This is a genomic window from Pseudomonas sp. P4_C8, assembly GCF_056401975.1.
The window spans coordinates 121,930-142,847 of record NZ_JBFUIH010000007.1 but is presented as its reverse complement, the minus strand read 5'-3'; the positions used below and the strand labels follow the sequence as shown (position 1 = coordinate 142,847).

Here is a 20,918-nt window from a genome sequence, read left to right as displayed (position 1 = left end):
ACCTCCAAAAACGCACTATCTTGTACCCCGGCGCTAAAAAAACCCTACATGTAGGGTTTTAGCTTAAAAGCCCAACCACATTTCAGACCAGAAACTCAAGCGCTTTATTGCCTGTTTATGGTTGAACACAGCGTGATTTTACAAGACCAAACCGCACTGGCGGATGGCACCGTTTTTTCAGGCCCGAACAGCCAAAACGGTACGGGTGTTGCAGTCAGTACTGGCACCCCGAAAGGAATCCGGTTTCGAGCCCAGGCTCGCAACCAAAAAACTTCGGCAAGGACGCGGCCTCATTAGCCTTTTTCCTACTGTCCCGAAGTTGTTATGCCCGACGCCCGTCGGTTGTAGTGCTTTTGGACAGAACGGTGGGCACCGTGACGGTGCCCAAACAAACATAGAGAATGTGGAGACAACCCCCCATGCAAACCGACACAACTCGCGAGAACCCGCAGGGCACCTTGCCGCAGGCCGCTGATTCGACTTCGGATCTGTCCGCCACCGCGCCTGGTCAGCTGCGCGTGATCAAGCGTAACGGCACTGTCGTTCCTTACACCGACGACAAAATCACCGTCGCGATCACCAAAGCGTTTCTCGCAGTTGAGGGCGGCACCGCTGCCGCCTCGTCGCGAATCCATGACACCGTTGCCCGCCTGACCGAACAAGTCACCGCGACCTTCAAGCGTCGCATGCCATCAGGCGGCACTATCCACATCGAAGAAATCCAGGACCAGGTTGAACTGGCCCTGATGCGTGCCGGCGAGCAGAAAGTAGCCCGCGACTACGTGATCTACCGTGACGGCCGTTCGAAACAACGCGCCGCCCACGCTCCGGCCGAAGAAGCCGTCAACGCTCACCCATCGATCCGCATCACCCGCGCCGATGGCAGCTTTGCACCTCTGGATATGGGCCGCCTGAACACCATCGTCACCGAAGCGTGCGAAGGCCTGGAAGAAGTCGACGGCGACCTGATCCAGCGCGAAACCCTGAAAAACCTGTACGACGGCGTGGCCCTGACCGACGTCAACACCGCCCTGGTGATGACTGCCCGTACGTTGGTTGAGCGTGAGCCGAACTACTCGTTCGTCACCGCCCGCCTGCTGATGGACACCCTGCGTGCCGAAGGCCTGAGCTTCCTGAACGTTGCCGAAAGCGCGACCCACCACGAGATGGTCGACCTGTACGCCAAGGCGCTGCCTGCGTACATCGCCAAGGGTATCGAATTCGAATTGCTGAACCCGGTCCTGGCTACTTTTGACCTGGAAAAACTCGGCAAGGCGATCAACCACGAGCGCGATCAGCAGTTCACGTACCTGGGCCTGCAAACCCTGTACGACCGTTACTTCATCCACAAGGACGGTATCCGCTTCGAACTGCCGCAAATCTTCTTCATGCGCGTGGCCATGGGCCTGGCGATCGAAGAGAAGCAGAAAGAAGACCGTGCCATCGAGTTCTACAACCTGTTGTCGTCCTTCGACTACATGTCCTCGACTCCAACCCTGTTCAACGCCGGTACTCTGCGTCCACAGCTGTCGAGCTGCTACCTGACCACCGTGCCGGATGACCTGTCGGGCATTTACCACGCGATCCACGACAACGCCATGTTGTCGAAATTCGCCGGTGGCCTGGGCAACGACTGGACGCCGGTTCGGGCGCTCGGTTCGTACATCAAGGGCACCAACGGTAAATCCCAGGGTGTTGTACCGTTCCTCAAAGTAGTGAACGACACCGCCGTCGCCGTTAACCAGGGTGGCAAGCGCAAAGGCGCTGTGTGTGCCTACCTGGAAACCTGGCACATGGACATCGAGGAGTTCATCGAACTCCGTAAGAACACCGGTGATGACCGTCGTCGTACCCACGACATGAACACCGCCAACTGGATCCCTGACCTGTTCATGAAGCGTGTCTTCGATGACGGCAAGTGGACCCTGTTCTCGCCATCCGAAGTGCCGGACCTGCACGACCTGACCGGTAAAGCCTTCGAAGAGCGTTACGAGTACTACGAAGCCCTGACCGAATACCCAGGCAAGGTCAAACTGTTCAAGACCATCCAGGCCAAAGACCTGTGGCGCAAAATGCTGTCCATGCTGTTTGAAACCGGCCACCCATGGCTGACCTTCAAAGACCCGTGCAACCTGCGCAGCCCGCAGCAGCACGTCGGCGTGGTTCACAGTTCGAACCTGTGCACCGAGATCACCTTGAACACCAACAAGGACGAGATCGCCGTTTGCAACCTGGGCTCGATCAACCTGCCGAACCACATCGTCAACGGCAAGCTGGACACCGCCAAGCTGGAACGCACCGTGAACACCGCCGTTCGCATGCTCGATAACGTGATCGACATCAACTACTACTCGGTGCCGCAAGCGAAGAACTCCAACTTCAAGCACCGTCCGGTCGGTCTGGGCATCATGGGCTTCCAGGACGCTTTGTACCTGCAGCACATTCCTTACGGTTCCGACGCGGCCGTCGACTTCGCCGACAAGTCGATGGAAGCGGTCAGCTACTACGCGATCCAGGCTTCCTGCGATCTGGCCGACGAGCGCGGCGCTTACGAGACATTCCAGGGTTCGCTGTGGTCCAAAGGCATTCTGCCGCTGGATTCGCAACAGATCCTGATCGAGCAACGTGGCCAGAAGTACATCGACGTTGACCTGAACGAATCCCTGGACTGGGCACCGGTTCGCGCCCGTGTTCAGAAAGGCATTCGTAACTCCAACATCATGGCCATCGCACCGACCGCGACCATCGCCAACATCACTGGCGTCTCGCAGTCGATCGAACCGACCTACCAGAACCTCTACGTGAAATCGAACCTGTCGGGCGAATTCACCGTGATCAACCCGTACCTGGTTCGCGACCTGAAAGCTCGCGGTCTGTGGGACTCGGTCATGATCAACGACCTGAAGTACTACGACGGTTCGGTGCAGCAAATCGAACGCATCCCGCAAGAACTCAAAGAGCTCTACGCGACTGCTTTCGAAGTGGACACCAAGTGGATCGTTGACGCGGCAAGCCGTCGCCAGAAGTGGATCGACCAGGCTCAGTCGCTGAACCTGTACATCGCTGGAGCATCGGGCAAGAAGCTGGACGTGACCTACCGCATGGCCTGGTACCGTGGTCTGAAAACCACTTACTACCTCCGTGCCCTGGCCGCGACCAGCACCGAGAAGTCGACCATCAACACCGGCAAGCTGAACGCTGTTTCCAGCGGCGGCAACCACGGTGAAGATTCGGTCCTGGCAGCACCTGCCGGCCCTGCTCCAGTGCCAAAGGCGTGCGCCATCGACGAGCCGGATTGCGAAGCTTGCCAATAAGCTGAGCCGGTAGGCGCGCAAAGGCGCTTACTCAAAAACCCCCGATCAGTCCTCTGGATTGATCGGGGGTTTTCTTTTGCCTGATCCTGTAGGAGCAAAGCTTGCTCGCGATGAGCGGTGACGCGGTATTCCTGAAAATCGTGCCATCCCTATCGCGAGCAAGCTTTGCTCCTACAGGATCTATGTTGTTTTTGGCAATTGTGGATCAGTAGCTGTTGATGCCCATCCGACACGTAATCTCGAACGCCTGGCGAATCGGGCCGTTGCGCTTGAGCGCACTGACTGCCAGTCAGCGGCGTCTTTTACAAATACTTGTCACGGGCACCGAAGCCGAAGAACCTGGCCTGCTCGCCGGGCGCTCTTGAAACGCACAAAAAACCGCTCATAAGGAGCGGTTTCTGGTTTCACGACCAACATCAACCGAACAACCAATACCCCAACAACGCCAGCACCCCCGCCGCCACCACCGGCCGCATCACGCGGTAGGCCTTGGGATGACGACGCTTCCACTGCTTAACCACCCCGCTGACTTTGTCGCTGGAGTTCTTGCTCCAGGCGTACGCCCGGTTAATCCCGCCGACGCGTTCATCATCAAGGTTTTGAGGAGCGGTGGCGCGCCCGAGAAAACCGCTGATCCCCCGGTTGATACAGGTCATGACGCGGCTGCTCAATGGGCGCTCGATGTCACAAAACAGGATCACCCGGGTCTTCTCGGTTTCGTTTTTGACCCAGTGCACATAGGTTTCATCGAACATCACGTCTTCGCCATCGCGCCAGGCGTACACCTGGCCGTCAACAAAGATGCGGCAATCATCAGAGTTGGGGGTCGACAGCCCCAAGTGATAACGAAGAGAACCGGCAAACGGATCACGATGCGGATTGAGGTGGCTGCCACCTGGGAGCAGCGCGAACATCGCCCCTTTGACGTTGGGAATGCTGCTTACCAGCGCCACGGTCTTCGGGCACAGGGCTTCTGCCGAAGGCAGCGGCTTGTCGTACCACTTGAGGTAAAAGCGCTTCCAGCCCTTTTTGAAAAACGAACCGAAACCGGCGTCGTTGTTCCTCTCGGCAGCGCGGATATACCCCTCGTCGAACAAGTGCATGGCTTCGTCGCGGATGACTTCCCAGTTGTCCTTGAGCACGTCCAGTTCCGGAAACTTGCTGCGGTCCAGATAGGGTTTGGACGGCACACTGGAGAACAGGTACATCAAGGCGTTGTAGGGAGCGAACAACGCCGAATGATTGACGAATTGCCGTAAAACCGGCAATCGTGCCTGGCCACGCAAATGGACATAGAGCGTGCTGCCGAGAAACAGCAGCAACACCGACGCTTTCGCGGCAATGGAAAAGCTCATCTACGACTCCTTGAAAATAGACTTATCGCTCAACGCCCTTTACCCGGCGTGGCGCCCGGCCATCATAAACATTCCCTGATCCCGGGAAAAACCGCCTGAAGCAACATTCAGTAATAAATGCGCAACAAGCAATTCTTAGCATTAGGAAGCTGAACGAGGACTGACCTTAATCAATCCCGCCAACTCATCAATGGACGCTTAGCCCCCAAAGTGCGCTTATTGCTGATTCTCCTGTTCGGTAAACAGATCGCTGAACAGCATGCTCGAAAGATAGCGTTCGCCAGAGTCCGGCAGGATTACCACGATGGTCTTGCCTTGCATTTCCGGGGTTTCCGCCAGGCGAACAGCAACAGCCATGGCCGCGCCACACGAAATACCGCTCAAAATCCCTTCTTCCTGCATCAAGCGCAAGGCCATGGCCTTGGACTCCTCGTCGGTGACCAACTCAACCCGATCAACCATCGACAGGTCCAGATTCTTAGGCACAAAACCGGCACCGATGCCCTGAATCTTGTGCGGGCTCGGCTTGATCTCTTCGCCGGCGATGGCCTGGGTAATCACCGGAGAAGCCGCAGGCTCAACGGCCACCGAGATAATCGGTTTGCCCTGAGTATTCTTGATGTATCGCGAAACACCGGTAATGGTTCCACCCGTTCCGACCCCTGCCACCAACACATCGACCGCACCGTCGGTATCGTTCCAGATTTCCGGACCGGTGGTTTTTTCGTGGATGGCCGGGTTGGCCGGGTTGTCGAACTGGGCAGGCATGAAATATTTGGCTGGATCGCTGGCAACGATGTCGCCGGCTTTCTCAATCGCGCCCTTCATGCCCTTGGCCGGCTCGGTCAGCACCAGTTCCGCGCCCAGCGCCTTGAGTACTTTGCGTCGTTCGATACTCATGGATGCCGGCATGGTCAGCATCAACTTGTAGCCACGGGCAGCGGCGACAAACGCCAGGCCGATACCGGTATTGCCCGAGGTCGGTTCGACGATGGTCATGCCAGGCTTGAGTTTGCCGCTGCTTTCGGCGTCCCAGATCATGTTTGCGCCGATCCGGCACTTGACTGAATAACCGGGGTTGCGCCCTTCGATCTTGGCCAGGATGGTCACGCCGCGCGGGGCAATGCGGTTGATCTGCACCAAGGGCGTATTGCCGATGGAGTGGGCGTTGTCAGCGAAGATACGGCTCATGTCCGGGTCCTTAACTACAGCATGGAATTAGCGCATCAAGGTAAGCCTCTTGCCCCTAGGCGTCCAGTCAGGTCGAACGTCCGGTGGTCAGCGCAGTCAATCGCTTTACAACGCCAGAGATTTACCACCATGAAACGTCGATACAGTTGGCCCCTGTGGACGCTCGCCGGCCTCGTTGTGCTGCTGATTACCCTGCACATCGCCCTGCCCTATATGGTGCGCGACTACCTGAACGACAAACTGGCGGACATGGGTGACTACCGTGGCCAGATCACCGACGTAGACCTGGCTCTGTGGCGCGGGGCTTACAAAATCAACGGACTGAAAATCGTCAAGGTCGACGGCAAGGTCCCGGTGCCCTTCGTCAACGCACCGCTCATCGACCTCTCCGTCAGTTGGCATTCGCTCTGGCATGACCATGCAGTGGTCGCCCAAGTGCAGTTCTTCAACCCCGAGGTGAACTTCGTCGACGGTGGCGCCAATAAGCAAAATTCGCAAACCGGTCAAGGCACCGACTGGCGCGCGCAACTGGGCAAATTGTTACCCGTCACCCTGGACGAAGTGCGGATCCACGACGGCAAACTCAGTTTTCGCAACTTCAATTCCAAGCCTCCCGTGAATATGAACGCCACTCAGGTCAATGCCAACATTTACAACCTGACCAATGTGGTCGACAAACAAGGCAAGCGTGACGCTCGCTTCGAAGGCAAGGCCCTGCTGCTCGGACACGCACCTCTGGAAACCACCGCGACGTTCGATCCACTTAGCAATTTCGAAGACTTTGAGTTTCGTCTGCGCGCCGAAGGCATCGAACTCAAGCGCATGAACGATTTCGCCTCGGCCTATGGCAAGTTCGACTTCAACGCGGGTCATGGCGATGTGGTCATTGAAGCGCAAGCCAAAAAAGCCCAATTGACCGGTTACATCAAACCGTTGCTCATAGACGTCGACGTGTTCAACTGGCAGCAAGACGTTGAAAACAAGGACAAAGGGATTTTCCGATCGATCTGGGAGGCCATCGTCGGAGGCTCTGAAACCGTTCTGAAAAACCAGGGCAAAAACCAGTTCGCGACCCGAGTGGAACTGAAAGGCAACGTGCATCGCCAGGATATCAGTGCGTTCCAGGCGTTTTTGCAGATTTTGCGCAATGGTTTCATCCAGGCGTTCAACGCCCAGTATGAGCGTCCGAAGCCAGAGGCTGGTTAGGGTTTGCGTGTGACGGTATAGCGACCGGTTTCTTCAGCTGCCCGTGCAGACGTCGATTGCTGTTGAAGGAAATCCCAGCCCAGGCAGGCTAATGCCAATGAACGCGGCACCACTTCACGACCACTGCTGTAGCGCGTGATACTGCGGGCGCTGACCCCAAGCGCCTCAGCCGCCTGATTGAGTGACAAGCCGGTGCGAGCGCGCCACTCAATGAACGTACGAGTGTTTTCGTCGGATGCGTTTTGTGCGAGTGCATCCAGATACAGGGTGTCTGCCCCGATTTGAATGTCCAGCTCAGGCCACTCGACGCTCCAGCCATCATCGCCTAGAGACGCACCGTCGAACGCGCCCGGCGCCAGCACTGGCTGCAATCCTGGATAGGCGTGCAGGTCACGGCTCAAATCGAGTGTTAACTGCTGACCATCGATAAAAGTCAGCGCCAGACGGTTATCCGGCAACGTCTGAACGGCTGACAGCCGTGGTCGTTTCATGGGTAACATCGTTTCCAATCCTCCAACAATTGCACTTGGTGGGCCCTGACCCATTCCAGCGCTTCCTTGATAATCAACGGCGGCGCCTTACCGACCATCACTTCGACGGTTTCCAGGCTGAGCATCACATCCAGCCCGCCACCTGTAAGTTGGACATGGGGTGGCGGATGATCCTTCTCGCGCAACTGAATGCGGTAGGTATCGCGAAATCGATATTTAGTAGACATGCTCCGCAAGCTATCGCCAAAATGGCGATAGCTCAATACTGGCCAGCAGCCGAGACTGAGTCAAGATGTGACGCCCCATTCAGAGACTGAATAAGCCGTCTGCGTTCACAGTCGACCGGGCAGCGCGGTATAGTCGGGCATCACCATTATTGCGCCCCGCCCTGCCTCATTCAGGTCGGCGTTACCGTTCGAGGATTAGCAGATGAAGTTCGAAGGCACCCAGGCCTACGTCGCCACCGATGACCTGAAGCTGGCGGTCAACGCCGCCATTACCCTGGAGCGTCCACTGCTGGTCAAGGGCGAGCCGGGCACGGGCAAAACCATGCTGGCAGAGCAACTGGCCGAGTCCTTCGGGGCCAAGTTGATCACCTGGCACATCAAATCCACCACCAAGGCGCATCAGGGCCTGTACGAGTACGACGCGGTCAGCCGTCTGCGCGACTCGCAACTGGGCACAGAGAAGGTCCACGACGTTCGCAACTACCTGAAAAAGGGCAAGCTCTGGGAAGCCTTTGAATCCGAAGAGCGGGTGATTCTGCTGATCGACGAGATCGACAAGGCGGACATCGAGTTCCCGAACGACTTGCTGCAAGAACTCGACAAGATGGAGTTCTACGTTTACGAGATCGACGAGACTATCAAGGCCAAGAAGCGCCCGATCATCATCATTACCTCCAACAACGAGAAAGAACTGCCGGACGCCTTCCTGCGCCGCTGCTTCTTCCACTACATCGCCTTCCCGGATCGCACCACGATGCAGAGGATCGTCGATGTGCACTACCCAAACATTAAGAAGGATCTGGTCAGCGAAGCGCTGGACGTGTTCTTCGACGTGCGCAAAGTGCCGGGCCTGAAGAAGAAGCCATCGACCTCCGAACTGGTGGACTGGCTCAAGCTGCTGATGGCCGACAACATTGGCGAAGCGGTACTGCGCGAACGCGATCCGACCAAAGCCATTCCGCCGCTCGCCGGTGCGCTGGTGAAGAACGAACAGGACGTGCAGTTGCTTGAGCGCCTTGCGTTCATGAGCCGTCGCGGCACCCGCTAAGAGGCTGATGCCATGCTGCTCAACCTGTTCAATGAAATGCGCGCCGCCAAGGTGCCGGTCTCGGTGCGTGAGCTGCTGGACCTGATCAACGCGCTGAAACAGCGCGTGACCTTTGCCGACATGGACGAGTTCTATTATTTGTCCCGGGCGATTCTGGTGAAGGACGAAAAGCATTTTGACAAGTTTGACCGGGCGTTTGGGGCCTACTTCAACGGCCTGGAAAAACTCGACGATCACCTTCAGGCACTGATTCCCGAAGACTGGCTGCGCAAGGAGTTCGAACGCTCCCTGACTGACGAAGAACGGGCGGCGATTCAGTCCCTTGGCGGCCTGGACAAACTGATCGAAGAGTTCAAGAAGCGCCTCGAAGAACAGAAAGAACGCCATGCCGGTGGCAACAAGTGGATCGGCACTGGCGGCACCAGTCCGTTCGGCTCCGGCGGCTTTAACCCGGAAGGTATTCGGGTCGGCGATGCCGGAAAACGTCAGGGTAAAGCGGTCAAGGTCTGGGATCAGCGCGAGTACAAAAACCTCGACGATTCGGTGGAACTGGGCACGCGCAACATCAAGGTCGCCCTGCGCCGCTTACGAAAATTTGCCCGTCAGGGTGCCGCGGAAGAGCTGGACATCGACGGCACCATCGACCACACCGCCAAAGATGCCGGGTTGCTGAACATCCAGATGCGGCCGGAGCGGCGCAACACCGTCAAGTTGTTGCTGTTGTTCGACATCGGCGGCTCGATGGACGCGCACGTGAAGATTTGCGAGGAGCTGTTTTCGGCCTGCAAGACCGAGTTCAAGCACCTGGAGTACTTCTACTTCCACAACTTCATCTATGAATCGGTGTGGAAGAACAACATGCGTCGCACCTCCGAACGCACATCAACCCAGGACCTGCTGCACAAGTACGGCGCCGACTACAAAGTGATCTTCATCGGTGACGCCGCCATGGCGCCTTATGAAATCACCCAGGCGGGCGGCAGCGTCGAGCACTGGAACGAAGAAGCCGGTTATGTGTGGATGCAACGGTTCAGGGAGAAGTACAAGAAGCTCATCTGGATTAACCCGTATCCGAAAGATACGTGGGGCTATACATCGTCGACCAATATTGTGCGGGACTTGATTGATGATCAGATGTATCCGCTGACCCTTCGGGGGTTGGAGGAAGGGATGCGGTTTCTTTCCAAGTAATCTTGGAAGCCCTTCAAGCCGCCATCGCTGGCAAGCCAGGCTCCTACAGGGATTGAGGTGGTTCACAAAGTATGTGGACCACCTCAATCCCTGTAGGAGCCTGGCTTGCCAGCGAAGCTTTTAGCTTTTCAGGAATCGATGTAGATATTCGATTTGCTCTCGATGCGCCACATCCTGCACCACCGGCCGCAACCGCACCTTCGTCCCTGGCAAGCACTGCGCCAGCCGCGCCAGGGCCAGCGGCGTCAACGCCCCCAGTCGCGGATAACCGCCAATGGTCTGCCGATCATTGAGCAACACGATCGGCTGCCCGTCCGGCGGCACCTGCACCGCGCCGAGCGGGATGCCTTCGGAGATCATCGGCTTTCCCTGGTATTGCAACGCCGTGCCCAACAGGCGAATGCCCATCCGGTCGGCGCGGCTGTCGAGGGTCCACACACTGTTGAACGCGTCGAACAGACTCTGCCCGCCGAACTCGCCGATCTGTGCGCCCAACACCAGATCCAGCGGCGAATTGTCGGTGAAGTCCGGTCGATGCTCCGCCGGCAACTCCCGCAGCAGGAGCAACGCACTCCCGGCATAACTCAGCTGCGCACCGTTGACCAACGCACGACCCCGGCCATCCAGGCCGCCCAGTTCCTCACGGACCACGGTCGAACGGCTGCCCAAGACGCTTGGCGCCTCAAACCCACCCGGCACTGCGAGATAAGCCCGAGCTCCAAGCAGCGGCTGGGTGAATTGCAATCGCTGACCTTTATGCAGCCTGAAACTGCGCCATGGCGCCAACGCCTCGCCATCCACCTGCGCCCCCAGATCCGCCCCGGCCAACGCCAGCACGCAATCCTCTTCGGCAACGACAGTAAACCCGCCGAGGGTGATTTCAATCACCGGTGCATCCAGGCCATTGCCCAGCAACCAATTAGCCCACGACATCGATCGCCAATCCGCCGCCCCACCCTGGGTCACGCCCAGATGCCGCACGCCAAAACGGCCAGCATCCTGCAACAAACACAGCGGAGTACTCGCTTCTATTGATAGACGGCTCATGCCTGCGCCTCCAACGGCGTGTCGTCACCGCCCAGATTGATGAACTCGGCATGGCCGATGGCTTCAAAGCGCACTGTGTCGCCTGGCTGCATGAGGCTATAGCCGTCACGTTCACGGTCGAACAGTTTGGCCGGGGTGCGGCCGATCAGGTTCCAGCCGCCGGGGGATACCACCGGATAGGCGGCGGTCTGGCGCTCGGCGATGCCGACACTGCCAGCCGCGACTTTTTTGCGTGGGGTGTTCAGGCGTGGCGCGGCGAGCACTTCTTCCACCAACCCCATGAAGGCGAAACCCGGCGCGAAACCCAAGGCAAACACCTGATACTCGCGCCCGCTGTGACGGCGGATCACCTCCTCCATCGCCAGCCCGCTGCGTTGTGACAACAGGCTCAGCTCCGGACCGACGCTCAAGTCATACCAGACCGGCAGCACATGACATTTACCGCCGGTGCGGGTGTTGGGCGACAGGTCGATCAGCGCTTCGGCGATCAATTCCCGAGCCTGAGCCGGGCTTAGCGCGGTCAAATCATAATGCACCATCAACGTCGTGTAAGACGGCACCAGATCGATGAGATGCCCGCCGAACGCAGCTCGCAGGTTTTCGCTGGCCGCCAGCATCCACGGCATATTGGCCTCACTGATCTCATCAAAAAGACGCACCATCAGGCAATCCAGCGCCACCACCTCTACGCGCAGCTTCATGGTGCGCTCTGCTGATCAAGGGCTTCGCGAATCCGTCGCACAGCAGCAACCGAACTGGCGTTGTCGCCGTGCACGCAAAGGGTGTTGGCCTGCAAGTGCAATGCGCTGCTGTCGCTGGCGGTGAGAGGCTCGCCACGGGCGATGGTCAGCGCCTGCTCAATGACTTTCTCAGGATCATGATGCACTGCACCCGGCAGTTGTCGCGAAACCAGCATGCCCGCGCTGTCGTAAGCGCGGTCGGCGAAGGCTTCGAACCACAAGGTCACGCCATATTCATCACCCAGTAGCTGCGCGGCGCTGTTGTCGCGGGTCGCCATCAACATCAGCGGCAACGTTCGGTCATAAGCCGCCACGGCCTGAAGCACAGCACGCAACTGTGCCGGGTTGGCCATCATGTCGTTGTACATCGCGCCGTGGGGTTTGACGTAGCTGACACGCCCACCCTGAGCCCGACAAATGCCGTCGAGAGCACCGATCTGGTAATGCAGAATGTCCTGGAGTTCCTGAGCGGTATACGTCATGGAGCGACGGCCGAAACCGACCAGATCCTGATAGGCCGGGTGCGCGCCGATCTGCACGCCGTTGCTCAGCGCCAGGCTGACGGTCTTGCGCATGATGCTCGGGTCGCCGGCATGGAAGCCGCAGGCGATGTTGGCGCAATCAATGAAGGGCATGACTTCGGCATCCAGACCCATGGTCCAGCTGCCGAAACTCTCGCCGATGTCACAGTTCAATAGCAGGCGGCTCAAGGAGAACACTCCTGTAGGTTCTATTCTTTTTAGAGGCAGGCAGATTACTGCGCATCCAGTTGTTTGCCACGGGTTTCCGGCAGGCTCAACGCCGCGAGGATCACCACCCCGTAGGACACCGCCGCAAATGCCCCGATGCCGACGCTCAGTGGCACCTTCTGGCTAAGCAAACCGATCAACAGCGGAAACAATGCCGCCAGCGCCCGACCGATGTTGTAGCAAAACCCCTGGCCCGAACCGCGAATCCGTGTCGGAAACAACTCAGTCAAAAACGCGCCCATGCCGCTGAAGATCCCCGAGGCGAAGAAGCCCAGCGGGAAACCCAGCCACAACATCACGCCGTTGCTGACCGACAATTGGGTGTAGAGCAACACGATGGTGAACGAGCCGACCGCGAACAGGATGAAGTTCTTCTTGCGCCCGAGAATGTCAGTCAAATACGCACTGATGACATATCCAACGTAGGAACCGACGATCACCATCGCCAGATAACCGCCCGTGCCGAGTACGCTCAAACCCCGCTCGTTCTTCAGAAACGTCGGCAACCATGAGGTGATCGCGTAGTAACCACCCAGGGCGCCGGTGGTCAGCACCGAAGCGCGAATCGTGGTGAAGAGGATGCCGGGGGCAAAAATCTCGTAGAACTTCGCAGGATTGCTCGGTTCCTGTTTGGCCTTGGCTTCGCGGTAGATCTCCGGATCCTTGACCAGACGACGAACGAAGATCACAAAAATCGCCGGTACGATGCCGAGGAGGAACAGCGCACGCCAGGCATCCTCCGGCGGCAACAACGAAAACAGCAGCGCATACAGAATTGCCGTCAGCCCCCATCCCAGCGCCCAGCCCGATTGCACCATGCCCACCGCTTTACCACGGTCCTTGGCGCGAATCACTTCGCCCATCAGCACCGCGCCGGCGGTCCATTCACCGCCGAAACCGAAGCCCATCAGGGTGCGGCTGATCAGCAGTTGTTCGTAGTTTTGCGCGAAGCCGCAGAGGAAGGTGAAGAAGGCGAACCACAGCACCGTCAGTTGCAAGGTGCGCACGCGACCGATGCGGTCGGAGAGAATCCCCGCCACCCAACCACCGATGGCCGAAGCAATCAGGGTACTGGTGTGAATCAGTCCGGCTTCACCGGTGGTAATGCCCCACATCGCAATCAGGGTCGGCACCACGAAGCTGAGCATCTGGGTGTCCATGCCGTCCAGGCCATAGCCGATCTTGCAGCTCCAGAAGGTGCGGCGTTCCTGCTGATTGATGTTGCGGTACCAGTCGAAAGGCCCCGGGCGAGCCGTGGTTTTAGGGATATCGAGCGTGTCGGGCGCACTCATGGCAAATCTCCGCGCTAGTTTTTATTGGTATTGTTCTGAGCCCCGACGACGCCTATCGTGGGAACCGGATGTGCCGATTTTTGGGCGCCCGGCCCTGCTGCGTCCAACTAATAAAAACCGGGCTTAGGCATAAGAAAAAGTTGATCCTATGAATTTGAAGTTTCTCGAAACCTTTGTCTGGGTCGCCCGACTCAAGAGCTTTCGCCTGACCGCCGACAAGCTCTTCACCACCCAGGCCTCGATTTCCAGCCGCATCGCTGTGCTCGAAAGTGAGCTGGGGGTGAAGCTGTTTTTGCGCGATTCACGCGGCGTCAGCCTGACGCCCGAAGGCCTGAAAGTGCTCGATTATGCCGAGCAGATGATGGACACCATGCAGGCGCTCAAACAGTCGATCGAGACCCGTTCGAGCAAGGTCGGGCGGGTGCGGATTGGCGTCATGGACACAGTCATCCACACCTGGCTCAGCCCTCTGGTGGCGCAGATGACGGATCTCTATCCGTTGGTGGAAATCGAACTGGTGGCCGATACCTCGCTCAACCTCTGCGATCAGCTGCAAAAAGGCTTTCTCGATCTGATCCTGCAAACCGACCTGATGCGCCAGGAAAGCGTGCGCAGCCTTGAACTGGCCAGTCATCCCATGGGCTGGATCGCGGCGAGTAATTCCCTCTACAACCGCGAGTATTCGGGCATCGCCGATCTGGCGCGCGAGCGGATCATTACCTATTCGAAAAACTCCCATCCGCATCAAGAGGTGCTCGCCCTGATGCAGGCCCATGGCGTGATGACGCCACGCCTGAACTGCGTGAACTCGGTGTCGGCGATTACCCGATTGTTGCGCGATGGTTTCGGCATTGGTGCGCTGCCACCGGTGCTGGTGGCCGAGGAACTGGCGCGCGGTGAGCTGACTCTGCTGGCCATCGATCAACGGCCGCCCAACCTGCAAGTGGTGGTGTCATGGCGGGTCGGCGTGGAGTGGGTCGAAGAAATCGTGGCGTTGTGTCAAAACGTCGTGGAGCGCTATGCGCAGAAAGTGGGCGAGCACTACATCGTTTTGAGCAAACCCTTGGCCAGAATCTGAAGGATAGTTCCCATATTGTAAATATGAACCACTATCATTTGCATTAATTTTTCAAAACGGTATTCTCTGCGCGCTTTCAGCTAATCAACTGTCCAGAAGGAGTCGGACTAGATGCGCGCCTACACGCAAAAACAGCAGCAATTGCTCGCTCACTGGAGCGAAGCCCTTGGCACTCAGGCTTTCCAGTCCCACCGCATCACTCTCGACCATTTGAGCAATGCGCTGGAGCCCGCCGCCCAGCGCTGCTTCCAACGCCTGATCCAGGCGCTGTTTCGTGAAGATCTGATCAACCCCGACGCTTGCGAATACGACGACAATAACCGTTGCTGGCTACCGCTCGGCGATGGCACGCACCTGTGCTTCGAGCACTTGTCTGGCACCAGGATGAACAGCTGGGACGTGCGCGGCAGCATCGTCCTGCACACCCCCGACAGACTGCCCCACAAAATTCAGCTGCCCAGCGAATTGCTCGCTCACCTCAGCACTCAGCTCAATCCGCCAGCCTCTCCTCAAGTACTGGAGCGTCTGGCCCGGGAACTGGATGACAGCTTCAGCAACGACACCCTGTGCCTGGCGTTTCATCATGGATGGACTGAGCGCCTGAGAGAGCAGATCGACACCGAGTACGACGACAACCTGCTCGCCTGGCTCAAAGCCGACCCCAGTCATCAGAACCCTACGTCACTGCTCGAACAGTGGGGCACTCTCGGCCATCCATGGCACCCGAACTACAAGACCAAACTGGGTTTGAGCGCCGCTCAGGTCATCGCTTTCTCGCCGGAATTCGAAGCGAGTTTTCCGATTGTGCTGTGCGCCCTGCACCGCCAGTACGCACACGTCGAAGCGCTGGCGGGGACCGCCGATTACTGGGATTGGTGGCAAGGTCACTTCCCACAGGCCGCCGAACAATTGCAGCGCCATTTGCAGCAACTGGGCCTGGAGGTAAAGGACTACCTCCCGCTCCCGTCGCACCCATGGCAAGCCCATGAAGAACTGCCGGATTCGTTCGCCAATGAGATCGCCGACAACCTGCTGATCGTCACTGACATCGTCGCTTTTACCGGCCACCCGACCATGTCCTTCCGCACGGTCCTGCCGGACGCCAGCCGCGTTGCGCCGATGGTCAAACTGCCGGTGGCTTTGCGCCTGACCAGTGTGCAGCGCACGGTGTCGCCGCGCTCGGCCCGGATGGGGCCGCGCATCAGCCAACTGATATTGAAAATCCTCGATCAGGAGCCGCAGATTCAGCGTCTGCTGAACATCGTTCCGGAGCGCGTCGGCGTGCACTACGCGCCGCAACCGGCCGATGACGAACGCTCCCGGCATGCCGCCGTGCTGTATCGCGACAACCCGCTTACCCTGCTGCAAGAAGGCGAGTTGGCGGTGCCGGTCGGCAGTCTGTTCGCCGTCAACGAATTCGAACAACCGTTGCTGCGTGATTGGGTAAGACTGGCTCAGGGCCGTGATGACAGCGAGGCCATGTTGGCGTTCTTCGATAATTACCTGTCGATTGCGGTACCGAGTCTGTTGGGCATTTACCTGATGTATGGCGTGGCGTTCGAAGCGCACCAGCAAAACAGTTTCATGGTGATGGGCGCTGACGGGCAGCTGAATCGGCTGTTATTGCGTGACTTTGGCGACGTGCGTATCGATCGCAAAACCCTGCACGCCAGGGGCCTGGACATCCAGTTGCACGATCCGAAAATGACCCTGTATGACGAGTCCGGTTTTGTCCGCGACAAACTCCTGCACACCACGTTCATGTGCCACCTCGGCGAGCTGACGTTGCTCTGTGCCCGCCACTGGAATGTGCCGGAAAATATCCTTTGGGAGCGATTGGCAGCGCACGTTGCGCAGTGCTTCGAGACCTTGCGCGAGCGCGTTGAACCGGCACGCTGGGAAAGCGAGCGCCAAGCCTTGCTGGAACAGGATTGGCCTGCCAAATCGTTCATGCGCATGCGCTTGCTCGACAGTCATGCCGACATCGTCGGACGCCTGAGTAACCCGCTACGACCCATCACCCATGCTCGCTGACGGTCGCGCCTTGCGACTGCTGATCGTTATCCAGTTTGTCTCCATGGGTGCCATGGAAATGAGCGGCCCGTTCTGGCCCCTGCAGATCCAGCATCTGCTCGGGCCGGAGGGCGCCGGCTACACCGCGCTGTTATCGGCGATGGTCTATGCCGGTCCAATGCTGGCCGCCATGCTCCTGACGCCCATGTGGGGCCGGTTGGGTGATCGCACCGGACACAAACCGATGATTGTTCGGGCGTTGCTGGCACTCGCGCTGTGCCAAGGGTTGGCGGCCATCACCCTCGACCCGTGGCTGCTGGTGGGTATTCGCGTGATGCAAGGCGCGTTGGCCGGGTTTCTCGCCGCCGCGCAAGCCTATGCCTTGGCCTGTTGCGACAGTTCCAGACGGGGTCACACCCTGGCCCGCCTGCAATCGGCGACTGCCGTCGGCTCGTTGATCGGCCCGATACTGGGCGGCTGGCTCATGGACATCTCGGGATTTGCCCTGCTTTGTTATGGCGCGACGTCGATTTGCCTGCTGTGCGCCTTGGGGAGTTTTTTCCTGCCGGCCGACAAGGCTCGCGCCTCAAAGAAAAAACCTGTTGAACCCGTGGCACTGCCCAAAGGCTGGCTCAGTGGAATCCTGTTCGTGATCGTGCTGATTCAGGCCGCGAAGATGATGCCGCAACCGTTCTACGCACTGTACGTCGCGGACATTCTGCACGCCCCGAGCTGGCTGATCGGCGCCACCTACGCGGCGAGCGCCGCGACCCTGGCCATTTCCGCACCGCTGTGGGGACGCCTGTTCGACCGCTGGCAGCCGGCCTACACCTTACGCGTCATCGAAGGCGTGGCCTGGCTGTGTGCCCTGACGCTGGCGGCCACGGCATTGGCCAACGAATGGCTGGGATTTCTCGTCAGTCGACTCGTCTGGGGCATCTGGCAAGGCGCCCTGCTGCCGGTGGCTTATGCACTGATCGCCAACACCGTATCCGCCAACCAACAAGGCTTTGCGCTCGGCCTCGGCAACAGCGCGGCCAAGGCTGGCGCTCTGCTCGGTGCCGTTCTCGGCGGCGTCGGCATGGGGCTGGTCGGATTGGCCAATAGTTTCTGGCTGGTGGCGCTGACCTACGCCGTAGCCGCCATAGGGATCCGCTGTGTGCGATCACTCAACGCCACAACTGACCGCTCAACCTTGTCTGCCCACACTAATCACAACTCAAAAAAGTCCTCATCATGACCCGAATCAAACTCCCCCTGCTGATCCCGTTGCTCGGGACCTTCAGCGCCCAGTCCTGGGCCGAGGATACCGAGCAGCAGCCCGGCACTTTGAATATGCAAGCCACCGTCGTCTCCGCTACTCGCAGCGAAGCGACCATCGCCTCGATTCCAGGTTCGGTCCTGGTGATCGACGAACAGCAGATCCGTGAGCAGAGCGGCGCAGGTCGCCGGATCTCCGACATTCTCGGGCAATTGGTCCCCGGCCTTGCACCGTCCAGCGGCGGGATGAGCAACTTCGGCCAGACCCTGCGCGGGCGCAACATGCTGGTATTGATCGACGGCGTATCGCAGAACGCCACACGCGACAACTTCCGCCAGCTCAACAGCGTCACCCCGGCCAGCGTCGAACGCATCGAAGTGGTCTCCGGCGCCAGCAGCATCTATGGCGCCGGTGCTTCAGGCGGCATCATCAATATCATCACCAAGCGCAATCAGGGTCAGGACATTGCCTACAGCAGCAAACTGGGCCTGACCAGCGGCAACAACCTCAATAGCAAAGGCTTCGCCTATGAAGCTTTTCAGAGCGCGACCGGGCGCAAGGATGCCCTGGACTGGTACGTCTCCGCCGACCTGATCCAGCGTAACGATATGTACGACGGCAACGGCAACCGCATCCCTCAGGACACCTCTCAGGGCAGCAGCATGGACACCGAAACCTATGACTTGCAAGGTCGTTTCGGTTACGAACTGGATGCTGACAAAAAACTCAGCCTGTCGCTGCAGGACTACAAGGATCAGCAGGACACGGGTTACACCAAAGACCCGAAAAACCTGCAGCAAGCCGTGGCAGTCAAGGGATTGAAACTGGATGAGCAACCCTATACCCACAACCAGGCAGTCAACCTCAACTACACCGACGCGGACTTCTACGGTCAAGGCCTGCAATTGGAAAGTTACTGGCGCCGCGCCGATGCACTATTCTTCCCGGACCTGTCACGGGGCAAGGCCGGGATCTCCGACAACAACAGCGTGCAGGATGTCTACGGCCTGCGCGCAGCCATCGACACGCCGCTGCCGGCCATCGGCAGTGCCACGGGCAACCTGGTTTGGGGCACCGACTATGATAATGAGCGCTCCCGCCAACGAGGTGATCAATACACGCTCAATGGTCTGACCTATACCAAGACCGGCACCACCTACGAGCTGGGCCCGGACATCGAAACCACTACCAAATCGCTGTTCGGGCAGATGTCATGGGACATCGGTGACTGGACCGTGCGTGGCGGTGTACGCCGTGAATGGATCGAAAGCGACGTTTCCGACAGCATCGCTTATGGTGAGATCGTCCAGACCGGCGTACGCGCAACGCTGCCCGGCGACACCCTCAAATACGATGACACACTGTACAACCTGGGCGCGGTCTACCACCTGAGTGATAGTCAGGACGTATTCGCCAATTTCAGCCAGGGGTTTTCGCTGCCGGATATCCAGCGCTTCATGCGTGACGTCAGCAGCACCTTCGACATCCAGAGCCTCAACGCCCAGGCCATCAAGGTCAACAGTTACGAGGTGGGCTGGCGTGGTGACTGGGACCGGTGGCAGGCCGACGTCACTGTGTATGAAAACACCTCGGACGTGACCCAGTTCTACGATGCCAATGATCGCGTATTACGCCTGATCAACCAGAAAGAGCGCGTTCGCGGCATTGAAAACAACCTGAACTACCGCGTGACCGATCAATGGTCGGTGGGTGGCACTTACGCCTGGGCCAAAGGCGAGACCGAGCAGAACGGCAAGTGGATCGATCTGCCGGCCACGCGCATCTCACCGGCCAAGACCACGCTGTTCGTCGGCTATATCGAAGAGGATTACAACCTGCGCCTGCAAGGCATGCATTTGTCCAGTTATGACGCCGCCGCCAAGGACAACAACGGACGCGACATCGACGGTTATACGCTGGTGGACCTGCTCGGTTCCGTGCAACTGCCGGTCGGTCGTCTTGAAGGCGGGGTGTTTAATCTGACGAATCGTACGTACGTAAACCTGTTCACCCAGGCCAACGCCAGAATGCCGTTCGCCAACGCCGAAGGCCGCACGCTGAGCATGAGCTACTCGGTCGACTGGTAAAAGCAGGAGCCGGCTTGCCAGCGATGCGATCTGCCAGACATACGTGTCGCGGCAATCGCCGGCAAACCGGCTACAGGGTTACAGGCCGCGCACATCCCGGTCTTCAATCGGCCGGCTCTGGCGCAGGCGTTTGCCGCCCAGCACCACCCAGTCGATCAAGCGGAACAGGCATTCGATGCCGAACGACAGCAGCATCGCGCCGCTCATGCCCCAGATCATCGCTTCCGGCGTCAGCAGGATCTGGTAGCTGTAGCCATTCCAGGTTTCCTTGCGGATGTCCGGGTCGGCGGCCAGCACCACTTGCAGGAAGCGGATGTACCACGGACCTTGCATGGCCTGGAATTGCTTGTCCAACGCCAGTTGACGGGTCAGCAGGTTGCTAAGGCTGTCGGCATCGCTGCGAAAGATCGGGTCGTCGCTGGCGCGGTAATGTGCAACCAGCGCCTGCATGTCGCCCTTGAAGAACTGGTTGGCTGTGCCCTGGAAACCGCTCAAACCGGTCTGCGCCTCGATCAGGTGCGCCTCGACACGCTTGGCGTAATCACTGATAAACCCCGGCACCTGGACACCGATCAACAGGCCCGCCGCAAATAACACCAGCCGTAGATAACTGAGCAACATCGGGGGG

The 20,918-nt window shown here is 58.7% G+C and carries 17 protein-coding genes; 8 read left to right on the top strand and 9 right to left on the bottom strand.

Translation table 11 applies throughout. From position 1 onward, the window contains the following. Positions 1-419 precede the first annotated feature (419 nt). Positions 420-3,314, top strand: a complete 2,895-nt coding sequence (locus tag AC1DWM_RS06710) for a ribonucleoside-diphosphate reductase subunit alpha (RefSeq protein WP_223511436.1) — start codon at positions 420-422, stop codon at positions 3,312-3,314. Positions 3,315-3,730: 416 nt separating this feature from the next. On the opposite strand, the gene AC1DWM_RS06705 is transcribed toward AC1DWM_RS06710, so the two are convergent. Continuing rightward, positions 3,731-4,669, bottom strand: a complete 939-nt coding sequence (locus AC1DWM_RS06705; RefSeq protein ID WP_223511435.1) for an aspartyl/asparaginyl beta-hydroxylase domain-containing protein — start codon at positions 4,667-4,669, stop codon at positions 3,731-3,733. Positions 4,670-4,885: 216 nt separating this feature from the next. After that, complete coding sequence (cysK, locus tag AC1DWM_RS06700; protein WP_223511434.1) at positions 4,886-5,860, bottom strand: cysteine synthase A; 975 nt, start codon at positions 5,858-5,860, stop codon at positions 4,886-4,888. Positions 5,861-5,989: 129 nt separating this feature from the next. Here cysK and AC1DWM_RS06695 point away from each other — a divergent pair, with 129 nt between their 5' ends. Next, positions 5,990-7,066, top strand: a complete 1,077-nt coding sequence (locus tag AC1DWM_RS06695) for a DUF748 domain-containing protein (RefSeq protein WP_477794860.1) — start codon at positions 5,990-5,992, stop codon at positions 7,064-7,066. On the opposite strand, the gene AC1DWM_RS06690 is transcribed toward AC1DWM_RS06695, so the two are convergent. After that, positions 7,063-7,566, bottom strand: coding sequence for a DUF2442 domain-containing protein (locus AC1DWM_RS06690; protein WP_223511432.1), 504 nt, complete (start codon positions 7,564-7,566; stop codon positions 7,063-7,065). The two genes, AC1DWM_RS06695 and AC1DWM_RS06690, sit on opposite strands and share 4 nt — an antisense overlap. Further along, positions 7,554-7,784 (bottom strand): DUF4160 domain-containing protein, encoded by a 231-nt coding sequence (locus AC1DWM_RS06685; RefSeq protein ID WP_223511430.1) that lies wholly within the window; start codon positions 7,782-7,784, stop codon positions 7,554-7,556. The genes AC1DWM_RS06690 and AC1DWM_RS06685 overlap by 13 nt, the downstream gene beginning before the upstream one ends. Before the next feature lie 202 nt (positions 7,785-7,986). On the opposite strand from AC1DWM_RS06685, the gene AC1DWM_RS06680 reads away from it, so the two are divergent. Further along, entirely contained in the window at positions 7,987-8,832 is an 846-nt protein-coding gene (locus AC1DWM_RS06680; protein WP_008153159.1) for an AAA family ATPase, read from the top strand. A gap of 12 nt (positions 8,833-8,844) precedes the next feature. Continuing rightward, positions 8,845-10,023, top strand: coding sequence for a vWA domain-containing protein (locus tag AC1DWM_RS06675; protein WP_007946791.1), 1,179 nt, complete (start codon positions 8,845-8,847; stop codon positions 10,021-10,023). Between the two features lie 120 nt (positions 10,024-10,143). Here AC1DWM_RS06675 and AC1DWM_RS06670 read toward each other — a convergent pair whose 3' ends face one another. From AC1DWM_RS06670 to AC1DWM_RS06655, 4 genes are read right to left on the bottom strand one after another with little or no spacing between them, the layout of a single operon-like run. Beyond that, a complete protein-coding gene (locus AC1DWM_RS06670) occupies positions 10,144-11,070 on the bottom strand; it encodes a 5-oxoprolinase subunit C family protein (protein ID WP_477794859.1) in 927 nt (308 codons plus the stop codon). Further along, positions 11,067-11,771 carry a 5-oxoprolinase subunit B family protein gene (locus AC1DWM_RS06665; RefSeq protein WP_223511427.1) on the bottom strand — a complete coding sequence of 235 codons (705 nt, stop codon included), beginning with the start codon at positions 11,769-11,771 and terminating at the stop codon, positions 11,067-11,069. The genes AC1DWM_RS06670 and AC1DWM_RS06665 overlap by 4 nt, the downstream gene beginning before the upstream one ends. Further along, complete coding sequence (locus tag AC1DWM_RS06660) at positions 11,768-12,520, bottom strand: 5-oxoprolinase subunit PxpA (RefSeq protein ID WP_477794858.1); 753 nt, start codon at positions 12,518-12,520, stop codon at positions 11,768-11,770. Before AC1DWM_RS06660 ends, AC1DWM_RS06665 begins: the two co-directional genes overlap by 4 nt. Positions 12,521-12,564: 44 nt before the next feature. Then, entirely contained in the window at positions 12,565-13,851 is a 1,287-nt protein-coding gene (locus tag AC1DWM_RS06655; RefSeq protein ID WP_223511425.1) for an MFS transporter, read from the bottom strand. A gap of 148 nt (positions 13,852-13,999) precedes the next feature. On the opposite strand from AC1DWM_RS06655, the gene AC1DWM_RS06650 reads away from it, so the two are divergent. The 4 genes from AC1DWM_RS06650 to AC1DWM_RS06635 all read left to right on the top strand — a co-directional run bounded on the left by AC1DWM_RS06650 (position 14,000) and on the right by AC1DWM_RS06635 (position 20,290). Continuing rightward, on the top strand, positions 14,000-14,929 hold the full coding sequence (locus AC1DWM_RS06650) for a LysR family transcriptional regulator (protein ID WP_223511424.1): 930 nt from the start codon (positions 14,000-14,002) through the stop codon (positions 14,927-14,929). A gap of 111 nt (positions 14,930-15,040) precedes the next feature. Next, positions 15,041-16,963, top strand: coding sequence for an IucA/IucC family protein (locus AC1DWM_RS06645; RefSeq protein WP_477794857.1), 1,923 nt, complete (start codon positions 15,041-15,043; stop codon positions 16,961-16,963). Beyond that, complete coding sequence (locus AC1DWM_RS06640; protein ID WP_223511422.1) at positions 16,953-18,182, top strand: MFS transporter; 1,230 nt, start codon at positions 16,953-16,955, stop codon at positions 18,180-18,182. Before AC1DWM_RS06645 ends, AC1DWM_RS06640 begins: the two co-directional genes overlap by 11 nt. Further along, a complete protein-coding gene (locus AC1DWM_RS06635; protein WP_477794856.1) occupies positions 18,179-20,290 on the top strand; it encodes a TonB-dependent receptor in 2,112 nt (703 codons plus the stop codon). Before AC1DWM_RS06640 ends, AC1DWM_RS06635 begins: the two co-directional genes overlap by 4 nt. Positions 20,291-20,368: 78 nt before the next feature. Here the strand turns inward: AC1DWM_RS06635 and AC1DWM_RS06630 are convergent, their stop codons facing one another. Further along, a complete protein-coding gene (locus AC1DWM_RS06630) occupies positions 20,369-20,911 on the bottom strand; it encodes a DUF2937 family protein (RefSeq protein ID WP_223511419.1) in 543 nt (180 codons plus the stop codon). Between the last annotated feature and the right edge of the window lie 7 nt (positions 20,912-20,918).